10 protein-coding genes are annotated in these 20,441 nt (G+C 69.2%); 4 read left to right on the top strand and 6 right to left on the bottom strand.

Annotation, left to right across the window (positions count from 1 at the left end):
- Positions 1-29: 29 nt before the first annotated feature.
- A complete protein-coding gene (locus OG392_RS22005) occupies positions 30-785 on the bottom strand; it encodes a hypothetical protein (RefSeq protein ID WP_329282005.1) in 756 nt (251 codons plus the stop codon).
- Positions 786-1,039: 254 nt separating this feature from the next.
- Positions 1,040-5,938: an FG-GAP-like repeat-containing protein gene (locus OG392_RS22000; RefSeq protein ID WP_329282004.1), complete on the bottom strand. Its 4,899-nt coding sequence runs from the start codon at positions 5,936-5,938 to the stop codon at positions 1,040-1,042.
- Between the two features lie 539 nt (positions 5,939-6,477).
- On the opposite strand from OG392_RS22000, the gene OG392_RS21995 reads away from it, so the two are divergent.
- The 4 genes from OG392_RS21995 (at position 6,478) to OG392_RS21980 (ending at position 15,982) form a co-directional block, all read left to right on the top strand.
- Complete coding sequence (locus OG392_RS21995) at positions 6,478-13,509, top strand: polymorphic toxin-type HINT domain-containing protein (RefSeq protein ID WP_329282001.1); 7,032 nt, start codon at positions 6,478-6,480, stop codon at positions 13,507-13,509.
- 13 nt (positions 13,510-13,522) lie between these two features.
- Positions 13,523-13,927, top strand: coding sequence for a DUF5959 family protein (locus OG392_RS21990; RefSeq protein ID WP_329281999.1), 405 nt, complete (start codon positions 13,523-13,525; stop codon positions 13,925-13,927).
- A gap of 124 nt (positions 13,928-14,051) precedes the next feature.
- On the top strand, positions 14,052-15,020 hold the full coding sequence (gene coaA / locus OG392_RS21985) for a type I pantothenate kinase (RefSeq protein ID WP_329281998.1): 969 nt from the start codon (positions 14,052-14,054) through the stop codon (positions 15,018-15,020).
- Positions 15,021-15,022: 2 nt separating this feature from the next.
- Entirely contained in the window at positions 15,023-15,982 is a 960-nt protein-coding gene (locus OG392_RS21980; protein ID WP_329281996.1) for a DUF389 domain-containing protein, read from the top strand.
- A 65-nt stretch (positions 15,983-16,047) separates the two neighbouring features.
- Here OG392_RS21980 and glmM read toward each other — a convergent pair whose 3' ends face one another.
- The 4 genes from glmM to OG392_RS21960 all read right to left on the bottom strand — a co-directional run bounded on the left by glmM (position 16,048) and on the right by OG392_RS21960 (position 20,419).
- The gene (gene glmM, locus OG392_RS21975; RefSeq protein ID WP_329281994.1) at positions 16,048-17,406 is read right to left on the bottom strand and encodes a phosphoglucosamine mutase; all 1,359 of its coding nucleotides are present in this window, start codon (positions 17,404-17,406) and stop codon (positions 16,048-16,050) included.
- 119 nt (positions 17,407-17,525) lie between these two features.
- Entirely contained in the window at positions 17,526-18,038 is a 513-nt protein-coding gene (rpsI, locus tag OG392_RS21970; protein ID WP_015035601.1) for a 30S ribosomal protein S9, read from the bottom strand.
- 44 nt (positions 18,039-18,082) lie between these two features.
- Positions 18,083-18,526: a 50S ribosomal protein L13 gene (rplM, locus tag OG392_RS21965; protein WP_030318630.1), complete on the bottom strand. Its 444-nt coding sequence runs from the start codon at positions 18,524-18,526 to the stop codon at positions 18,083-18,085.
- Positions 18,527-18,787: 261 nt separating this feature from the next.
- Complete coding sequence (locus tag OG392_RS21960) at positions 18,788-20,419, bottom strand: ABC-F family ATP-binding cassette domain-containing protein (RefSeq protein WP_329281991.1); 1,632 nt, start codon at positions 20,417-20,419, stop codon at positions 18,788-18,790.
- Between the last annotated feature and the right edge of the window lie 22 nt (positions 20,420-20,441).

Below are 20,441 nucleotides of genomic sequence, written 5' to 3'. Positions count from 1 at the left end.
TACGGCGGCGGGCGCCCGAAGGGCCGGAGTCAGGACAGCTTGGCGGCCTGCGCGTCGACGACGGCCTGCGGGAGGGTCTTGACGCCACCGGGAGCGAGGCTGATGGTCGAGAACGACGCGAGGGTGTTGCCCTTGCGGAAGACGACGAGCTTGCTGACGAAGGGCTCGCCCTCCATCTCGCTGGTGACGGTGAAGGCGACCGCCTCGTCGCCGGCGGTGACGGTCTCCGGAGCGACCTTGGCGACCTTCGACTTCTCCTTGAGGTGGACGACCTGGAAGCCGGCGGCGCACTCCGTGCCGGCCTTCTTCACCGAGGCGAAGGCCTCCTGGGCGCCCTGTCCGTCGTACGAGCCGAGCGTCACCGCCGTGACCTGGACGCCGAGCCCGCCGAGCACGGCCTCCTCCGGCGAGGCCGACGCGTCCTTCTTCGGCACCTCGAGAACCTTGCGCTGGGCCGACGCGGCGGGCGAGCCGGGCGAGATGAAGGACATGGCGTGGGCGATCGGCGCGCAGTCGGCCTTGTCGGCGGTGACCTGGGCCGCGGGGACGACGTCCCCGTCGTCGGTCTTCGTCACCTGGTGGCCCTTGACGTCGGCCGTCGTCACGATCAGCTTGTCCAGCTCGGCGGCCGACAGCGCCTTGGCCGCGGGCGCGCTGCTGGCGGAGGCGCTGGGCGCACCGGTGCCGCCCTTGTCACCCTTGTCGCCGCTCTTCTCCCCGCCGCCGCACGCGGTGACGAGCAGGGCGAGGGACACGGCGGTGGCGGCGACGACGGCGCTTCTCATGGACGTACGCATCTGAGGCGGCTCTCTGTTTCTCTTCGAGTTCACATGCCGCCCAAAAGGACGGCTCCCCCCGCGTGAAATCGTGAGACAGCGAATCCAGGAGCCCACGCGGCATCAGAGGATCACTCTAGGCGGCCGGTCGGACAACGCCTTTCCCGGGCGGCCCCGGACATGCCGGAAAGCGGAGGGCCGCACCCCTGGCTGGGGTGCGGCCCTGACGGTGTCACCCGGGCGGGTGGTCCTTCCGTGTCACGTCACCAGGTTCCGGCGTCCGCGTACCACTTGCGCGTGGGCCAGTCGACGGTTCCCGATTCGTTGCCGTAGAAGGTGAACACCCTCGTCTTTCCGTCCCCGTAGTTGTACGACACGGTGATGTCGGGGCGCGCGTCGCCGTTCACGTCGCCCGCGACGAGGTTCCCCGTGCTCGTGGCGTACCAGTCGCCGGGCTCGCTCTTGTACGGGGTGACGAAGGTGTCGAAGCCTCCGTCGGCACGGGCGTGGAAGATCCGGATCTCGGTCCGGCCGTCGTCGTACCCGTACATCACCGCGAGGTCCTCGCGGCCGTCCTTGTCGAAGTCGGCCATGGTCATCTTGACCCGCGAACGCTCCCAGGTTCCGGCGGGCACGTTCCACGAGCCCACGTGGTAGGCGAGGGTGCCGTCGGCCTTCGCCGTGAAGGTGAAGAGCCGCGCCTCTCCCGAGGCGTAGCCGTAGAAGCCGACGAGGTCGTCGCGGCCGTCACCGTTCGTGTCCCCGACGGTGTAACTGGCGCTCGCCGCGTACCAGTAGCCCGGCGCCGTCTTGTACGAGAGGACCGGTTTGGCGAAGGTGCCGTCGGCACGCGCCAGGGCCGTGTGGACGCCCATGACGCCGTCGCCGTAGTCGTAGACGAAGGCGAGGTCGTCGCGGCCGTCACCGTTGAAGTCGCCGGCCATCGGCGTGCTCCGGTTCCAGTCCCAGCCCGTGGCGAGGTTGATGCTGCTGCGGTGGATCGGCGTGCCCGCCGCCTGGCTCAGGAACGAGAACGCGGTGACGTGGCCGTCCGAGTACCCGTAGAAGCCCATGAGGTCGTCCCGGCCGTCGCCGTCGAAGTCGCCGGCGGCCCACTTGCTGTGGCTGTTGTTCCAGTCGCCCGGGTCCTCGGAGGAGTACTCCAGCGGCGGGTTGTGCCCGCCGTCGCTGTTGGCCTTGGCGACGTACAGACCGATGCTGTCCTTCTCGTAGTCGTAGACGGTGAAGACGTCGGTCTTGCCGTCGCCGTCGTAGTCACCCCCCAGGTCCGTCCGCAGGTGCGCGGTCCGGTCCGTCCAGGCGTGCGAGGCGACCTGGTAGCTCTCCCGGTTCCAGCGGATGTAGCCGTTCTGGAAGTCCGTGCGCCGGCCGCCGTACACCGACTTCTCGGTGGACTTCGGGAACCCGAGGGTTCCGTTGTGACCGCCCTGGCTCAGCCAGTGGGTGCGGATGGCTCCGAACACCGGCCAGGCGCCGGTCGCGCTGCTCCAGTAGAAGGAGACGTTGTCCGTCGCGGAGGTCCCCTGGCGGAAGTGCTGAACCGATCCCGGCTTGGTCGCCGTCGCCGTCTCGTCACCCGTGGGGTAGCCGAACACGGCGACGCCGCCGAGCGCCAGGTACTGGCTGTAGACGGCGCCGCGGATCATCTGCGATCCGATGCCGTCCCGCCAGTAGACGGCTCCGGCCTTGCCCGCCTTGCTGAAGGTGATGACCGAACCGCCCAGGACGTGCGTCAGCCGCTCGTCCGAGGTCGGGTAGCCGAGGACACCGGTCTCACGCCCGGTGCTGTTCCACTTGCTGAAGACGCCGTTGGAGACGGCCCAGGCGCCGGTCGACTTGCTCCAGGAGATGGTCCGGTCGGTGGCCGACGTGCCGACCTGGGCGAAGTTGACGAACCGGCCGCCGTCGCTGACGTTGGTGACACCGCTCGTGGGCTTGCCGTAGCCGGCCGGGCCTCCGAGCGCCTTGTACTTGCCGAGGATCGGTCCGCACACGGGGAAGGTTCCGGTGCCCGACGCGGCGGGGAAGGTCTCGCAGTCCGCCCAGTCGTACCCGGTGGTGGCCACGTAGCGCTCCGCTCCGAAGGCGGTGGGGTCCGCCTCGGTGGCCGCTCGGCCCGGGAACTCGACGGTGCGGCCCGCTCCGTTGCGCGACCAGAGGTCGGCGCGGCCGTCGTTCTCGAAGTCTCCGGTGGTGGCGAGGTGCGGGTAGGCGGTGCCGGTGAAGCCGGTGTCGATGGAGGTCGACCGGACCGTCGCGTCGCTGAACAGTGCGAGGTCGATGGCGACGCCGCTCGGGTCGGGCGTCGCCGGCTTCCTGCTCCGGTACTCGTGGACGGTGCCCTTGACCTTGTCCCGGGCCCAGATCTCCGGCAGGCCGTCCTTGTCGAGGTCACCGGGGGTCATGACGGTCATGTCCTGCCAGTCGGCGTTGCCGAGGGCGATCGGGGCCCCGAGGATGTTGCCACCGCGGCTGCCCAGGTAGAGCCAGAGCGAGGCGCCTTCCTTGACCAGCAGATCGGGGTTGTCCCCGTCGTCGATCGCGCCGTTCTCGTCGTCGTCGTTGACGCTGGGGATGGAGAGGATCTCGGCTCCGGTCCGCCAGTGGGCGTTCTCCGACGCCGAGGATCCGTCCCAGTTGGTCTCGTCCTCGTCGATGGTCTTCAGACGACGGCTCGCGTCCTCGTCGGGCTTGGCGGCCGCCAGCCTGCCGCTGCCGTCGCCCCGGTAGGCCCAGAGTTCGGACACGCCCGCCTTGTCGGGCGCGGGCTGCAGGACGAGGATGTCCTCGTAGTAGTCGACGTCGTCCCAGCTGCCGCCGTTCGTCACCGGACCTGCGGCGAAGGAGGCGTCGTCGGCCGCCACGCCCGCACCGAACGTGCCGTCACCACGGCCCGGGTACGTCCAGAGGGTTCCCGTTCCGGGGTCCACGGTGACCAGGTCGACCATGGTGTCGCCGTTCAGGTCGCCCAGCCGGTCGCGCGACGCGGAGCGGGTGGGCAGAAGCATGTACGACTTCACCGGGGAGCGGTTGTTGGCCGTGTCCTCGCCGCGTACGTACAGGTACTGGGGGCCGGCGTTCAGCGGCTTGACCTTGATGCTGACCGAGCCGCCCGCGGCGGCGGGCTTCACCGGCCTCTCCTTGGTGTCGAAGTCCGTCCAGTAGACGTACTCGACGACGTCCTTGACGGGCTCACGGGAGTCCATCGAGAAGACGAAGGTGCCGTCCGTCCGCGCCGGCATGTTGCACGCGCCGGTGGCCACACCGCCGACGCACGCCGGGGGCTTGGTCGTCAGGGTGTGCTCGGGGAACTGGTACGAGGTGACCTTCGGCGCGTACTTCGGCGGCTTCCAGTCGTACGTGAAGTAGCAGCGGCCGGCCCAGTCGCCGCTGCCCGTGCCGTCCTTGACGATGGCGTCGTACCAGTACGTGCCGGCCGGGAGGGTCGTTCCCGCCACGATGCGCAGCATGGCGGTGCCGCCCCTGGTGGCGGCGACGGGCCTGGGCGTGGAGGTCTTGGCGCCGTTCAGCGCGTACCGGAACTCGACCGTCAGGTTGGTGTCCTCGTCGTCCCTGAGGCCGGTGGCCTTCAGGACGATCTCGTCGGTCGTGCCGATGACACCGCCCGCGCACGGGAGCGACGGGTCGATCGACGTCTTCGGCCGGCCCGGGTCGGTGTTGTACCTGGTGGAGACCCGCGCCGAGCTGGGGTCGAACTTGCGCCACGAGGTGTCGATGGCGTTGGACTTCGAGGTCAGGACGAACGCCCAGTTGCCCCAGCCGGAGGCGGCGGCGTCGGTGATCGCGTCCGTGACGTCGAACTCCACGAGGCCGGCGGTGTCCGACGGGCAGTTGCGCCCGCCGAACGACTTGCCGGAGTAGTCGACGATCGCGCCCCAGGCGGGCTGGTTGTTGTAGGTGATGTTCTTCGGCAGGCTCTTGCCGATCGTCCGCACGAGTACGTCACCGGACTTGCAGGACCAGGAGCCGGCGTGCGTCTGCTGGATGCGGAGCGTCGACTCGATGACGTCCTTGTTCCAGAGGTTCGCGACGGGGATGTTGAAGTACGTGTTGGCGCGGACGGTGCCGCCCCTGGTCGTGTCGTTGGCGTAACCGACACGCGCGGAGTCCGAGATGGTGCCGCCGTTGTAGTAGACGGTGTTCTCGGAGTTGGAGACCGCGGTGTGCTTGTACGCGATCGACCAGGCGTTCTTCCAGGCGACCGGCATCCACGTCGGGTCGATGACGACCGGGAACACGGTCTTGGGGTCGTCGAGGAGCGCGGTGTCGGGAGTGAGGGTGATCCTGCCCGCTCCGAGCTTCACGCCCAGCTTGGCCGTCCGGCTGCCTTCGGTGGCGCCGTCGAGGGTGTCCTGGAGGGACCGGGCGGCCGGCCGGGCGCTCTTGGGGGTCTTCGTGTCGACCGGGGTCGCCGCCTCGGTGCCGGCGGAGTCCCACATCTGCGGCTGCGGAGCGGAGAACACGGAGTTGAGCGAGGGGGTCCTGGCGGCTATCCCGCCCGTGGCGTCCGAGGCGAGCTGGAGCCCCTTCGTCTTCACGCCGAAGTCGACGGACCTGACGGCCTTGTTCTTCGCGGCCGCCGGCGTCTTGACGACCAGGGCGTGCGAGAAGGAGACGTCGTCCGCGGTGGCGGTGAGGTCGACGCCCGGCAGCACGTTCGCGTAGGTGGCGGTCCGGCCGCTCACCGTGGGCTTGGGCAGCTTGCCGTGCGGCCAGGTGAGGGTGACGGTGCGGCCCTCGCGGAGCATGGTCGCGAAGACGTCGTCGCCGCCGCCGGAGAAGGTGACGGACATCGCCGACGCCTTGGGGGCGACGCGGCCGTCGGAGCGCTGCGCGAGCACGGGGTCGATGTCGACGAGCTTGCCGCCCTGGCGGACCCGGACCGGGAGGATCGCCCGGTCGACACGGACCGTGCCGTCGGGGTTGATGTACACCTCGTCGGTCTCGGTGCGCCGGGACGCGATCTCCACGGGGTCGCCGGTGCGCTTGGCCTCCTTGAGGGCCTGCGCCGTCGCCCGGGTCTCCCGCTCCGCCTGCGTGGAGGCGGGAGCGTTCTCGCTCGCCGGTGTCGCCGCGGTGGCGCTCCCGGTCGGTGCCGCGGAAAGGAGCCCTGCGGACATCGTCGCGACGACGACTGCCGAGAGCCCTCTCCTCATGACCCCCCCGGGGTCGGAAGTTCTCGATCTGAAAACTGACATGAAGTGGGTTCCGTCCCCATTCTCGATGGTTAATTCCGTTCCCCCAGGACGGCGCGGCCTTCCCCTGTCATCCGGTGGAAGCGTCCCCCTTGCGCGATCACCCAGAGGCCGAACGGAGTGGTTCAGGCTGCTTTGTAGCAGGCGCCTCCGACATCGGGCCATGGCATCTCGGACGACCTGACATATTCCAAGTGATCTTGCCCGCGACGTGTACGCAAATAGCCGTGACACTCCCTTTTTGCGCACAGGCCGCACATAGGCTGCGCACAGATACTCCTTGTTTGCCGTTCTCTGCCGCACATAACCTGCGCCCCAATCGTTCGATCAACGAATTAGGGGTGGGGATCAACGTGCCACTTCGGCATGCAAAAAAACATTTCAGACATACGTCACGGACATGGCGATCCGGAATTTCCGCACTCGCCCTGGCCCTCCTGGCCTCAGGGGCGTCCCTGTCCCCCGTGGCCGCGCAGACCACAGGAGGGAAGGGCCTCCCCGAACTCCAGAAGGTCACCGACGTCCCGGCGGCGCGGGGGACCACCAAGCCGCCCCGCGCTCCGCAGGACCAGAGCAGCGCCGCGGCCCTCAAGACGGCCCCCGGCGTGAAGTGGCCGGCCCCGGCCACCGCCGAGACCACCGTCCCGGCGGCGGACCGGACCGCCCGGTCCGCGCTGCGCGTCGCCACGGGCCAGCAGGACAAGGCCGCCCCCGTCGGCCCCTCGGCCCGCGCGGGATCGCTCCCGGTCCGGCTCGCGGCCGGCAACCCGGCCGCGGCCAAGGGCGCCACCGCCCCCGCCGCCGACGCCCCCGCCGTCACGGCGAAGGTCTCCGTCCACACCGAGGAGGCGGCCCGCAAGGCCGGAATCCGCGGCCTGCTCCTCTCCGTCCAGCGCACCGACAAGGGCAAGGGCACCAACCCTGTCTCCGTCGAACTGGACTACCGCGCCTTCGCCCACGCCTACGGCGGCGACTGGGGCTCCCGCCTGCGCTTCAGCGCGATGCCCGGCTGCGCACTGACGACGCCGCAGAAGCCGGAGTGCCAGGCGTCCGTCCCCGTGCCGACCGTCAACGACACCGCGACGGGCACGCTGACCGGCACCTACGCCGCACGCTCCGCCGCGGCCGGCTCCGGGGCCATGGTCCTCGCCGCCACCGCGAGCGCCTCCGGCTCCAAGGGCACCTACAAGGCGACCTCGCTCAGCCCCACCGGCACCTGGTCGGCGGGCGGTTCCACGGGTGACTTCTCCTGGACCTACCCGATGGAGATCCCCTCCTCCCTCGGCGGCCCCGGTCCGGCCCTCTCCATCGGCTACAACTCGGGCAGCATCGACGGCCGCACCCTCGCGACCTCGCAGCAGCCGTCCTGGGTCGGCGACGGCTGGGACACCGGATCCAGCTTCATCGAGCGCACCTACGTGGCCTGTGCCGAGGACCGTGCGAAGGACAGCGGGTTCAACAACCCGACGACCCACCCGACGGGCGACCTCTGTCACGGCCCTCCGATGGTCACCCTCTCCCTGAACGGGTCCTCCACCGCGCTCGTACTCAACGACGCCGACAAGAAGTGGTACCCCGCCAACCAGGACGGCTCCAAGGTCGAACTGGAGACGGGCGCCACGAACGGCGACAAGGAGGGCGAGTACTGGGTCGTCACCAACTCCGAGGGCGTCAAGTACCACTTCGGCCTCAACCACCTCCCCGGCTGGGCGGCCGGAAAGCCCGAGACCAACTCGGCCCTCAACGTGCCCGTCTACGGCAACCACGAGGGAGAGCCCTGCCACGCCACCGGCTACGCCGCCTCGGTCTGTGACCAGACCTACCGCTGGAACCTCGACTACGTCGTCGACCCGCGCGGCAACGCCCTGACGTACTGGTACGGCAAGGAGTCCAACTACTACGGCTCCAACGTCACCTCCACCGGCACGTCGACCGCCCGCGCCTACGACCGCGGCAGCTGGCTCAAGCGGGCCGCGTACGGCCTCCGTTCCGACGACCTCTTCGCGGCGGCACCCGCCGAGGTGGCCTACGACGCCCGCGAGCGCTGCGTCGTCACGCAGACCTTCGACTGCGCCGAGTCCAAGCTCACCTCGAAGTCCTCGACCGAGGTCGCGAGGAACTGGCCGGACGTACCCGCCGACCAGCTCTGCGCCTCCGGCGAGACCTGTACGGACCGCTACTCGCCCGCGTTCTTCACCCGCAAGCTGCTGAGGAGCATCACCACCAAGGTCCTCAAGAACGGTGTCCCGACCCCGGTCGACACCTGGACCCTGGACCAGGACTTCCAGTCCACGGGTGACGGCTCCGTCAACGGCGAGTACCCGCTCTGGCTGAAGAGCATCCAGCGCACCGGGCAGAACGGCACGGCCATCAGCCTGCCCGCCGTGACCTTCACGGGCATCCAGCTGCCCAACCGCGTCGACAACAACACCGACGGAAACCCGCCGTACCTGCGCTGGCGCGTCCAGCAGGTGCAGACCGAGACGGGTGCGCGCACGGTCGTCGTGTACGCGCCCACGGAGTGCTCCACCGTCCCGGGCTCCGTCAAGCTGCCGTCCGCACCGGACAGCAACACCCTGCGCTGCTACCCCGTCGTCAACGAGACCAACGACCCGACGGATCCGACGGGTCTCAAGAAGGTCTACTCCACCGACTGGTTCCACAAGCACCGCGTCGACCAGGTCCGGGAAGAGGACAAGAACGGCACCTCGCCGACCCGCGAGGCCAACTACGAGTACATCGGCACGCCCGCCTGGGCGTACGACGACGCGAGCGAGCTGACGAACAAGCCCGCCCGCACCTGGTCGGTGTACCGCGGCTACTCCAGGGTCCGCGTCCTCAACGGCGTCCTGCCCGACGTGCGCACCCGCACGGAGAGCCTCTTCTACCGGGGCCTCGACGGCGACCTCAAGGCCGACGGCACCCGCCGCTCGGTCCAGGTGACGGACTCCGAGAACACCTCCGTCGACGACCACCCGATGCTCGCCGGCCAGGTCCGGGAGACCCAGTACTTCGACGGCGTCTCGGGTTCCCTGCACTCCGCGACGATCAACACCCCGTGGCTGCACGGCCCGGTCGCCACACGGAACCGCTCCGCCACCGGCGCCGCGCCCATGGAGGCCTGGGTCCAGGGCCAGAAGTCCACCTCCTCCCGCACGATCCTGTCGGGCGGCCGCGGCGAACGCCGCACCGCCGTCGAGCACGGCTACGACGACAGCGGTCGCGTCACCTGGACCTGGACCAAGGGCGACACCACCGACGCGGGCGACGACCAGTGCACGCGGTTCGAGTACCTCGACGACACCGCCAAGTGGTTCAAGTCCCAGCAGACCCGCGTGGAGACGGTCGCCAAGGCGTGCGACGCCACGCCCGCACGCCCCGCCGACGTCGTCTCCGACGCCAAGGTCGCGTACGACGCCGTCGGCAACGTCGTGAAGAGCGAGTCGCTCTCCGGCTACGTCGACGACGTCCCGCAGTACACCCTGTCGGGCACCTCGACCTTCGACGGGTATGGCCGCATCACCTCCGCGACCGACGTCTACGGCAAGACCACGTCGACGGCCTACACACCCGCCGCCGGCTCGGTCGTGACCAAGACCGTCACGACGAACACCCTCGGCCACACGGCCACCACCGAGGTCGACCCCGGCCGCGGCCTGCCGCTCTCGCAGACCGACACCAACGGCCGCAAGACCGTCATGGAGTACGACGCCCTCGGCCGGATGAAGAAGGTCTGGTCCCCCGACCGGAACCCGACCACCACCACGCCGGACGCGGAGTTCGACTACACCGTCGGCCAGAACGCCCCGGTCGTCATCACCAACAAGCGGCTCCTCGAGAACGGCACCTACCGGGTCAGCTACGACTTCTACGACGGCGCGCTGCGCCTGCGGCAGACCCAGAACCCGGCGATGAACGGCGGCCGGGTCGTCACGGACACCTTCTACGACAGCCTCGGGCGGGTCTGGAAGGAGAACGGCGGCTACTACAACAGCGCCAGCGGCCCGACCGCGACGATGTTCCCGCCCACCGACAACACCGTTCCCGCCTCCACGGTGACGCTGTACGACGGCGTCGGACGGCCGACCGACACCATCGCCCGGTCCAAGGGCCTGGAGACCTGGCGGACGAGCACCACGTACGGCGGTGACTGGACGGCGGTCGACCCGCCGGCCGGCGAGACGCCGACGATGGCGCTCCTCGACGCGCAGGGCCGGAAGACCGAGCTGCGGCAGTACAAGGGCAGCGGCCCCTCCGGCGCCTACGACAAGATCAGCTACTCGTACACCCGCAAGGGACAGCTGGACACGGTCACCGACCAGGCCGGCAACAAGTGGTCGCAGACCTACGACCTCCGCGGCCGCGTGAAGTCGACCTCCGACCCCGACAAGGGCACGACCTCCCTCGCGTACGACAAGGGTGACCGCGTCGTCTCCCTGACGGACGGGCGGACGCCCGCCCGGACCATCGCGATGGCGTACGACGCGCTGGGCCGTGTCACCGCCACGCACGAGGGCTCGCTCGCCGGGCCGATGCTGACGTCGCAGACCTACGACACGGTTCCGGGCGCCCTGGGCCTCCCGGCCTCCTCGACCCGCTACGTCACCACGGACACGGGCACGAACGCCTACACCCAGGCCGTCACCGCGTACGACGCCGAGTACCGGCCCAAGAGCACCACGGTGACGATCCCGGCCGCCGAGGGCAAGCTCGCCGGCACGTACAAGTACACCAACACGTACAGCTCGCGCACCGGCCTGCCGGAGTCCACGACGCATCCCGCGGTCGGCGGGCTCCCCACGGAAACGGTGTCGGTCGGGTACAACGCGCTCGACGCCGTCTCCACCATGGCGGTCGGGACCAGCACCTTCGTCGCGGCGACCGAGTACACCTCGCTCGGTGACGTGGTGCGCACCCGGGTCGACTCGGCCGGCAAGGCGCTGATCACCAGCAACGTGTTCGACGAGCAGACCCGCCGGGTCACCCGCACGACGAACCACCAGGAAGTCGGCACCGTCGACACGGTCACGCTCAACGACGTGGTGACCGACTACGACGCCGTCGGCAACATCCAGCGGATCACGGAGACGACAGGCGACAACCCGACGCCGGCCACCACCGACGTCCAGTGCTTCGCCTACGACCACCTCCGCCGCATGACGGACGCCTGGACGGGAAGCGACGCCTGCGCGCTCAAGCCCGGCGCGTCCGGCCCCGGCACGGCGCCGAAGGTCGGCGGCCCGGACGCCTACTGGCACTCGTACACCTTCGACGCCGTCGGCAACCGCCTCAGCGAGACGAAGCACGACCCGCTCGGCGACACCACGAAGAACGTCCAGCGCGCGTACACCTACGCGACCGGACTGCCCACGAAGAGCCGGCTGGCGAAGGTCGACACGACGGGCCCGCAGGGCGCGCGTGAGGAGACCTTCGGCTACGACGACGCAGGCAACACCACGTCGCGGACGGTCCAGGGCGACACGAAGAGCCTGCTGTGGGACGTGGAGGGCCACCTCGAGAAGGTGACCGCCGGCAGCCAGGAGACCTCCTACGTCTACGACGCGGGCGGCAACCGGCTCATCAAGCGCGACCCGAGCGGCACGACGCTGTACCTGCCCGGCACCGAGCTCCAGCTCGACACCGCGGGCGCGGTCGCCAAGACGACCCGGTACTACGCCCACCCCGCCGGCCCGGTCATGGTCAAGGTCGCCCAGGGCGGCACGATCAAGAAGTCGTACCTGCTCGCCGACCGCAACGGCACCGCGACGACCTCGGTCGACGCGGCGACGAAGGCGGTGACGCGCCGCAAACTCACCCCGTACGGCGAGGACCGCGGCACGGCCCCGTCGATGTGGCCGGATGACAAGGGCTACCTCGGCGGTTCAAAGGACGCGTCGACGGGCCTCACCCACCTGGGCGCACGCGAGTACGACCCGACGCTGGGCCGGTTCATCTCGGTCGACCCGAAGATGGACATCGCCGAATCGCAGACGATGAACCCGTACACCTACGGGAACAACAGCCCGGTCACCTTCGCGGATCCGTCGGGCGAGGCGTTCTGCATCGACGAGAAGTGCACGAGGAAGATCCAGACCGAAGGCAAGTCGCCCTCCCAGGTCGGCAGTGGCGGCGGACGCGACGGCAACGACGCTCCCGGATATGTGGCACCGCCGCCGACGAAGCCGACGACGACCGTCAGCGAGGACGACGTCAAGAAGGCGTCGAACATCCGGCAGAAGTCCAAGGCGGACGTGATCCTCGAGATCGCGTGGGAGGTCGCCAAGGGCATCAGCGGATTCGACGACATCCAGGCCTGCCTCGGCGGCGATGTCTGGGCCTGCGGGGCGCTCGCGCTGGACGCCGCAATGCCCTTCGCGGCAAAGGCCAAACGCACCCTCAAGGCGCTCAAGACCGCGTGGAAGATGTACAACCGCTGGAGCGACGAGGTCCGCTGGGCCACCGGACTCCTGAGGCGGGCGGACGACGAGGCCGCGGCCATGGCGAAGTACGCCGAGGACATGGCCGACTGGAAGAAGGAAGCGGACGCGGCGAAGGCGGCGGCGAAAAAGGCCGACGAGGCGGCGGCGGACGCGGCGAAGAAAGCCGACGGCGGAGGAGGTGACGCCGGTTCCTGCCCCATCAGAAACAGCTTCACCCCGGAGACGAAGGTCCTCCTCGCCGACGGTTCCACGAAGCCGATCAAGGACCTGAAGCCGGGCGACAAGGTCCTCGCGACGGACGAGAAGACCGGCGAGACCACCGGAAAGAACGTCGCCGCGACGATCATCGGAAAGGGCGAGAAGCACCTCGTCCGCGTCACGATCGACATCGACGGCGCCAAGGGCACGAAGACGGCCCCGATCACGGCCACGGACGGCCACCCGTTCTGGGTCCCGTCGCTCCGCAAGTGGATCGACGCGAAGGACCTGAAGCCGGGCCAGTGGCTCCGCACGAGCGCCGGCACCCACGTCCAGATCACCGCGGTCCAGGCCTGGACCCAGCCGGCGAACGTCCGCAACCTGACGGTCGCGGACTTCCACACGTACTACGTACTGGCGGGCCCGGCTCCGGTTCTCGTTCACAACTGTCAAGGCGTTGACGCCGACTATGGCACAGTGCTGCCTGACGGACGACGAACCGGCGTGACTGCCATAGTGGAACCGGGCCACGGTAAGGGAACCCGTCCCGGCCGCAGAATTCTACCGCCAGGTTTCGTAAAGAACTCGCCTGGTCACACCAGGGGCCATCTTCTCCCCAGATCGATGGGGGGTGACGGACTCACTCCATCGAACCTCGTGCGAACGAAAACCAAGACCGATAACGGCGCCATCGAAGCATTTCAGGACTCAATCCGAAGCCACGTAGCAGAAGGAAACACCGTCCTATACCAGGCAATTCCCCGCTACCTGCCGGGCTCGAACGTCCCGTTCAGATTGGACATCAGCGCATTCGACGACAACGGCTGGTCAACGGCCGCCCAATTCCTCATCGACTGAAAGACTGACATCCATGCTCCCTTTCGATCTCATCCAATTGACGGATGAAGAGAACGAAGTTAAAGTCACCGTGCTCGAACCCATGGAGAGCGGAATGTGGGAGGCTGAGATCAGAATCACCAGCCTCTTCGTCACGGGAACAACTCTGCTCGTTCTCCACAGTTCGAAACTGGAAGCATGGGCACAGGCACTCGACTCATTGACTGAGGGCCGAGACATTACCTGGATGTCAGACAACAACGGACCGACCATGACCATCGAGCTCGACGGCGATCGCGGTTGCCCGGACATTCTCGTGGAGGACGAGTCCATTTCCATGGTCACCGTGCGCGTCCCGATCGCCCTGGAAGGCGATTGGATCAACGACCACCGAGAACGTCTTCGGCAGTTCATCCAAGGCTCGCCAGGTCCAAGCTAGAGCTCCGCGTGTGCCCCTCGCCGGTCTCCGGCGGGGGGCACATGCATCCCATGGCGCGGCTCTCGGAACGCCACGTGACCCACCCCACCCCCCACACCACCCCCCGACCCGGGACAATGGCAGCGTGATCTCTTCGCCGCCACGAAGCGCCAACGGCACGACGCCCTACGTCGACCTCACCCGCGCCGAGTGGAGCGCCCTGCGCGACAAGACTCCGCTCCCTCTCACCGCCGACGAGGTCGAGCGGCTCCGCGGTTTCGGGGACGTCATCGACCTCGACGAGGTACGGGACATCTACCTCCCCCTGTCCCGGCTGCTCAACCTGTACGTGCAGGCCACCAGCGGACTGCGCGGCGCCCTCAACACCTTCCTCGGCGAGAGCGCCGAGCAGCGCGGCACACCCTTCGTCATAGGGGTCGCCGGTTCGGTCGCCGTCGGGAAGTCGACGGTGTCCCGTCTCCTCCAGGCCCTGCTCGCCCGCTGGCCGGAGCACCCGCGCGTGGAGCTGGTCACCACGGACGCCTTCCTCTACCCGATGGAGGAGCTGAAGGCCCGCGGCCTCATGTCCCGGAAGGGTTTCCCCGAGTCGTACGACCGCCGGGCCCTGACCCGCTTCGTCGCGGACATCAAGGCGGGCAAGGACGAGGTGACCGCCCCGGTCTACTCGCACCTCATCTACGACCGCGTCCCCGGCGAGCGCCTCGTCGTCCGCCGCCCGGACATCCTCATCGTCGAGGGCCTGAACGTCCTCCAGCCGGCCCTGCCCGGCAAGGACGGCCGCACCCGCGTCGGCCTCGCCGACTACTTCGACTTCTCGGTGTACGTGGACGCGCGCCCGGAGGACATCGAGCGCTGGTACCTCAACCGGTTCCGCAAGCTGCGCGACACCGCCTTCCAGGACCCCGACTCGTACTTCCAGCGGTACACCCGGGTCTCCGAGGACGAGGCCCTCGACTACGCGCGCACGATGTGGCGGACCATCAACAAGGTGAACCTCCTGGAGAACGTGGCCCCGACGCGTGGCCGGGCGACTCTCGTCGTCCGCAAGGGCCAGGACCACAAGGTGCAGCGGCTGAGCCTCCGTAAGCTCTGAGGATGCTGCATCTCCGGATGATCGTTCCGCCCGACCGCACCCGGGCCGCTGTCGAGGTGATCGAGTCCACGGTCGGCACCACGCACGTCGTGGTGCTGCCCGGCGCCGCCCGGGAGCCCTCCGGCGACGTCGTCATGTGCGACGTCGCCCGTGAGGCGGGCGATGAACTCCTCAAGGAGCTGCGCGGCCTGAGGATCGATCAGGACGGCTCGATCGCCGTCGAGAACATCGACCTCTCCCTCTCCACGCGCGCGGACCGCGCCGAGGAGGAGGCCCCGGGCGAGCCGGCGGACGCGGTGATCTGGGAGCAGCTGACGGGCGCGACCCACGAGGAGTCGACGCTCTCCATCACGTACAGCGCGTTCATGATCCTGGCGACGATGATCGCGGCCTGCGGTGTCGTCCTGGACAACGCGGTCCTGATCGTGGGCGCGATGGCGGTCGGCCCGGAGTTCGGCCCCCTCGCCGGCGTCAGTACGGCGGTGGTGCGGCGCGCCCCGAAGCTCGCGGCGCGCTCGCTGCTCGCGCTGCTCGTCGGCTTCGCGGTGGCGATCGTGGCGACGACGGTGTTCAGCCTGGGCATGGACGCGCTCGACCTGTTCAGCCGGGACCGGCTGGACGCGCCCCGGCCCAACACCAGTTTCATCTGGCAGCCGGACCCGTTCTCGTTCGTCGTGGCGCTGCTCGCGGGCATCGCGGGCACGCTCTCGCTGACCTCGGCGAAGTCCGGCGCCCTGGTGGGCGTGGCGATCTCGGTGACGACGGTCCCGGCGGGCGCGAACGCGGCCGTCGCCCTCAGCTACGGCGAGTTCGGCCAGATGTGGGGCTCGACCGAGCAGCTCCTGCTGAACCTCTTCGGCATCATGCTGGCCGGGATCCTGACCCTCTACGCGCAGAAGCTCCTCTGGCGCACCCAGCGCGGCCGCTGGCGCCGCACGCCCGGGGCCCGGAAGGGAAGCTGAGAGGGCCTCGCCGCACCGCTACGGGTGCGACGAGGCCCTCAACGCATGACGGCGCCTCAGAAAGCCTAGCCCAGTGCCGACTTCACGACATCCGCGAGACGCTGCGCCACCGCGCGCGCCTGCTCGATGTCCGCGGCCTCGACCATGACGCGGACCAGCGGCTCGGTGCCGGAGGAGCGCAGCAGGACGCGGCCGGTGGAGCCGAGCTCCTGCTCGGCGGCGGTGACCGCGGCGGCAAGGTCGCCGGAGGTCTTCACCCGGGACTTGTCGACGTCGGGGACGTTGATGAGGATCTGCGGCAGCCGCTCCATCACCCCGGCCAGGTCCGCGAGCGACTTGCCGGTGGCGGCGATCCGGGCGGCCAGCATCAGACCGGTGAGGGTGCCGTCGCCGGTGGTGGCGTGGTCGAGCACGATGACGTGCCCGGACTGCTCGCCACCGAGCGCGTAGCCGTGCTCCTTCATGGACTCCAGGACGTAGCGGTCGCCGACCGCGGTCTGGACGAGGTTCAGGCCCTCGCGCTCCATGGCGAGCTTGAAGCCCAGGTTGGACATGACGGTCGCGACGACGGTGTCCCCGCGCAGCGCACCGGCCTCGCGCATGGCGAGGGCGAGCACGGCGAGGATCTGGTCGCCGTCGACCTCGTTGCCCGCGGCGTCCACCGCGAGGCAGCGGTCGGCGTCGCCGTCGTGCGCGATGCCCAGGTCGGCGCCGTGCTCGACGACGGCGGCCTTGAGCAGCCCGAGGTGGGTGGAGCCGCAGCCGTCGTTGATGTTGAGACCGTCGGGCTCGGCACCGATGGTGACGACCGTGGCACCGGCCCGGGCGAAGGCGGCGGGCGAGACGCGGGCGGCGGCGCCGTGGGCCTCGTCGAGGACGACCTTGAGACCGTCGAGACGGTTCGGGAGGACGGCGAGGAGGTGGGCGACGTAGGTGTCGAAGCCCTCGTCGTAGTCACGGACCCGGCCGACGCCGGAACCGGTCGGACGCTCCCAGGGAGCGCCCGTGCGGTGCTCCTCGTACACGGACTCGATCTTGTCCTCGAGCTCGTCGGCCAGCTTGTGGCCGCCGCGCGCGAAGAACTTGATGCCGTTGTCGGGCATGGCGTTGTGGCTGGCGGAGAGCATCACGCCGAGGTCGGCGCCGAGGACGCCGGTGAGGTGCGCCACGGCCGGGGTGGGCAGCACGCCGACGCGCAGCACGTCGACGCCGGCGCTGGCGAGGCCGGCCACGACGGCGGCTTCGAGGAACTCTCCGGACGCGCGGGGGTCACGTCCGACCACCGCGGTCGGCCGATGGCCCTCGAAGGTGCCCGCCTCGGCGAGCACGTGTGCCGCCGCGACCGACAGACCGAGCGCGAGCTCCGCCGTCAGGTCCGCGTTGGCCACACCGCGCACGCCGTCCGTGCCGAAGAGTCGTCCCACAGCTGTCCTCCGAGAAATACGTGCCCAAGCTGATGAAAGAAAAAAGGTTATGAAAAAACGTACGCCCCGACGGCACGGGCAGTGCCGCCGGGGCGTACGAAAGCAGACCGAGCAGGCGATTAACGCTTGCTGTACTGCGGAGCCTTACGGGCCTTCTTGAGACCGGCCTTCTTGCGCTCGACCGCACGGTCGTCGCGGGAGAGGAAGCCGGCCTTCTTCAGCGCCGGGCGGTTGTTCTCGACGTCCGCCTCGTTCAGCGCACGGGCCACGCCGAGGCGCAGGGCGCCGGCCTGGCCGGAGACACCGCCACCCGCGATGCGGGCGATGACGTCGTAGCGGTTGTCGAGCTCGAGCACCTTGAAGGGCTCGTTGACTTCCTGCTGGTGCACCTTGTTGGGGAAGTAGTCCTCAAGGGTGCGACCGTTGATCTTCCACTTGCCGGTGCCCGGAACGATCCGGACGCGGGCGATGGCGTTCTTGCGACGGCCCAGGCCGGCGGCCGGCTGCGGGTCGCCGAAGCGGGACGCGAGCGACTCGGAGGTGTACTCACCCTCGACGAGCTCGGTCTCGGTGGTGTACTCCTCAACGCCCTCGAACTCGTCGACGGGGGTCTCGGGGGTGGTCTCGGCCACGATGCTCCTCAGATTTCTTTCGTTCTTAGGGGGTGTGGCCGGAACTACTGCGCGACCTGGGTGATCTCGAACGGAACCGGCTGCTGCGCAGCGTGCGGGTGGTTCTCGCCCGCGTAGACCTTCAGCTTCGAGATCATCTGACGGCCCAGGGTGTTCTTGGGGATCATGCCCTTGATGGCCTTCTCGACGGCCTTCTCCGGGTTCTTGGAGAGCAGCTCGTCGTAACGGACCGAGCGCAGACCACCCGGGAAGCCGGAGTGGCGGTACGCCAGCTTCTGGGTCTTCTTGTTGCCGGACAGGTGGACCTTGTCAGCGTTGATGATGATGACGAAGTCGCCCATGTCCATGTGGGGGGCGTAGACCGGCTTGTGCTTGCCTCGCAGGAGGTTCGCAGCCGTGGTCGCCAGACGGCCCAGGACGATGTCCTGCGCGTCGATGATGTGCCACTGGCGAGTGACATCGCCGGGCTTGGGGCTGTACGTACGCACTTCGTAGCCTTCGCTTCTTCAGTGGATGGAGTCCAGACACACCTGAAGCGATCATGCAGCTGGGGCCTGCACTGCCGGGAACATCGCCCGTATGCGAGCCACTGGTAACTGCTCCAGGGAACCTGCGTAAGGGTTCTTCGCGTGAAACGACGAAGCCACTACGCATAACAAACCGCAACACTACCCGCGCTGCCCCCGACGGGTCAAAACGCCGTGGGCCCGCAGGTCACCGCCCCGGCCCGACCCGCCGTTCCTCCCAGGTCACCGCGCCCGCTCGACGCGCCGCTCGTCCCACACCGGCTCCGTGGTCTCGCGCACCACTCCGTCGGAGCCGAAGACCAGGAAGCGGTCGAAGCTCTTCGCGAACCACCGGTCGTGGGTCACGGCCAGCACCGTCCCGTCGTACGACTCGAGCCCGTCCTGGAGGGCCTCCGCCGACTCCAGGTCCAGGTTGTCCGTCGGCTCGTCCAGGAGCAGCGCCGTGGTGCCCGCCAGCTCCATCAGCAGGATCTGGAACCGCGCCTGCTGCCCGCCGGAGAGCTTGTCGAACGGCTGGTCGCCCTGCCGCTCCAGCTCGTACCGCCGCAGCATCGACATCGCCCCGCCCCGGTCCTTGGCGTGCTCCGTCCACAGGATGTCGACGAGTGGCCGGCCGGTCAGCTCCGGGTGGGCGTGGGTCTGGGCGAAGTGCCCCGGCACCACCCGCGCGCCCAGCTTCCAGTCACCGGTGTGGGCGACGGACGGGTCCCCCGCGAGCAGCCGCAGGAAGTGCGACTTGCCCGAACCGTTCGACCCGAGGACGCCGACCCGCTCCCCGTAGAAGATCTCCAGCGAGAAGGGCTTCATCAGCCCCGTCAGTTCGAGGTTCTCGCAGGTCACCGCACGCACGCCGGTACGCCCACCGCGCAGTCGCATCTTGATGTCCTGCTCGCGCGGCGGCTCCGGCGGCGGCCCCGCCTCCTCGAACTTCCGCAGCCGGGTCTGCGCCGCCGCGTACCGCGAGGCCATGTCGTGGCTGACCGCGGCAGCCTGCCGCAGGTTGACGACGAGCTTCTTCAGCTGGGCGTGCTTCTCCTCCCAGCGCCGCTTGAGCTCCTCGAAGCGCGCGAACCGCTCCCGGCGCGCCTCGTGGAAGGTGTCGAACCCGCCGCCGTGCACCCAGACGTCCGAGCCGGCCGGGCCGGGCTCGACCGCGACGATCTTCTGCGCGCCACGGGACAGCAGCTCCCGGTCGTGAGAGATGAACAACACGGTCTTACGGGTCTCCCGCAGCCGCTCCTCCAGCCACCGCTTGCCGGGGACGTCGAGGTAGTTGTCCGGCTCGTCGAGCAGCAGCACCTCGTCGGAGCCGCGCAGCAGCGACTCCAGGACGAGCCGCTTCTGCTCACCGCCGGAGAGCGTCCGGACCTCCCGGAACTGCGCCTTCTCGTACGGGACGCCGAGCGCGGCCATCGTGCACATGTCCCAGAGGGTCTCCGCCTCGTACCCCTGCACCTCGGCCCAGTCGCTGAGGGCCTGCGCGTACGTCATCTGCGCGGCCTCGTCGTCGACGGTCATGATCAGGTGCTCGGCCGCGTCGACGGCCTTCGCGGCCTCCCGGATCCGGGGCTGCGCCACCGAGACCAGCAGGTCACGGACGGTGGACGCGTCACGCACGGAGCCGACGAACTGCGGCATCACGCCGAGGCCGCCGCTGACCCTGACGGTGCCGCCGTGCGGCTGGAGCTCTCCGGCGATCAGTCGGAGCAGTGTGGTCTTGCCGGCGCCGTTGGCCCCGACGAGGGCGACGACGGCGCCCTCCCCGACCCGGAAGGAGGCGTCCCCGAGCAGGATCCTCCCGTCGGGCAGGTAGTACTCAAGATGCGCGGCCTCGACATGTCCCATGAGGTGCATTGTCGCCGCCCGCGTCGCCGGA

Origin of the sequence: Streptomyces sp. NBC_00691, from assembly GCF_036226665.1 — a bacterium.
Classification (GTDB): domain Bacteria; phylum Actinomycetota; class Actinomycetes; order Streptomycetales; family Streptomycetaceae; genus Streptomyces.
This window is presented reverse-complemented; position numbering and strand designations above follow the sequence as displayed.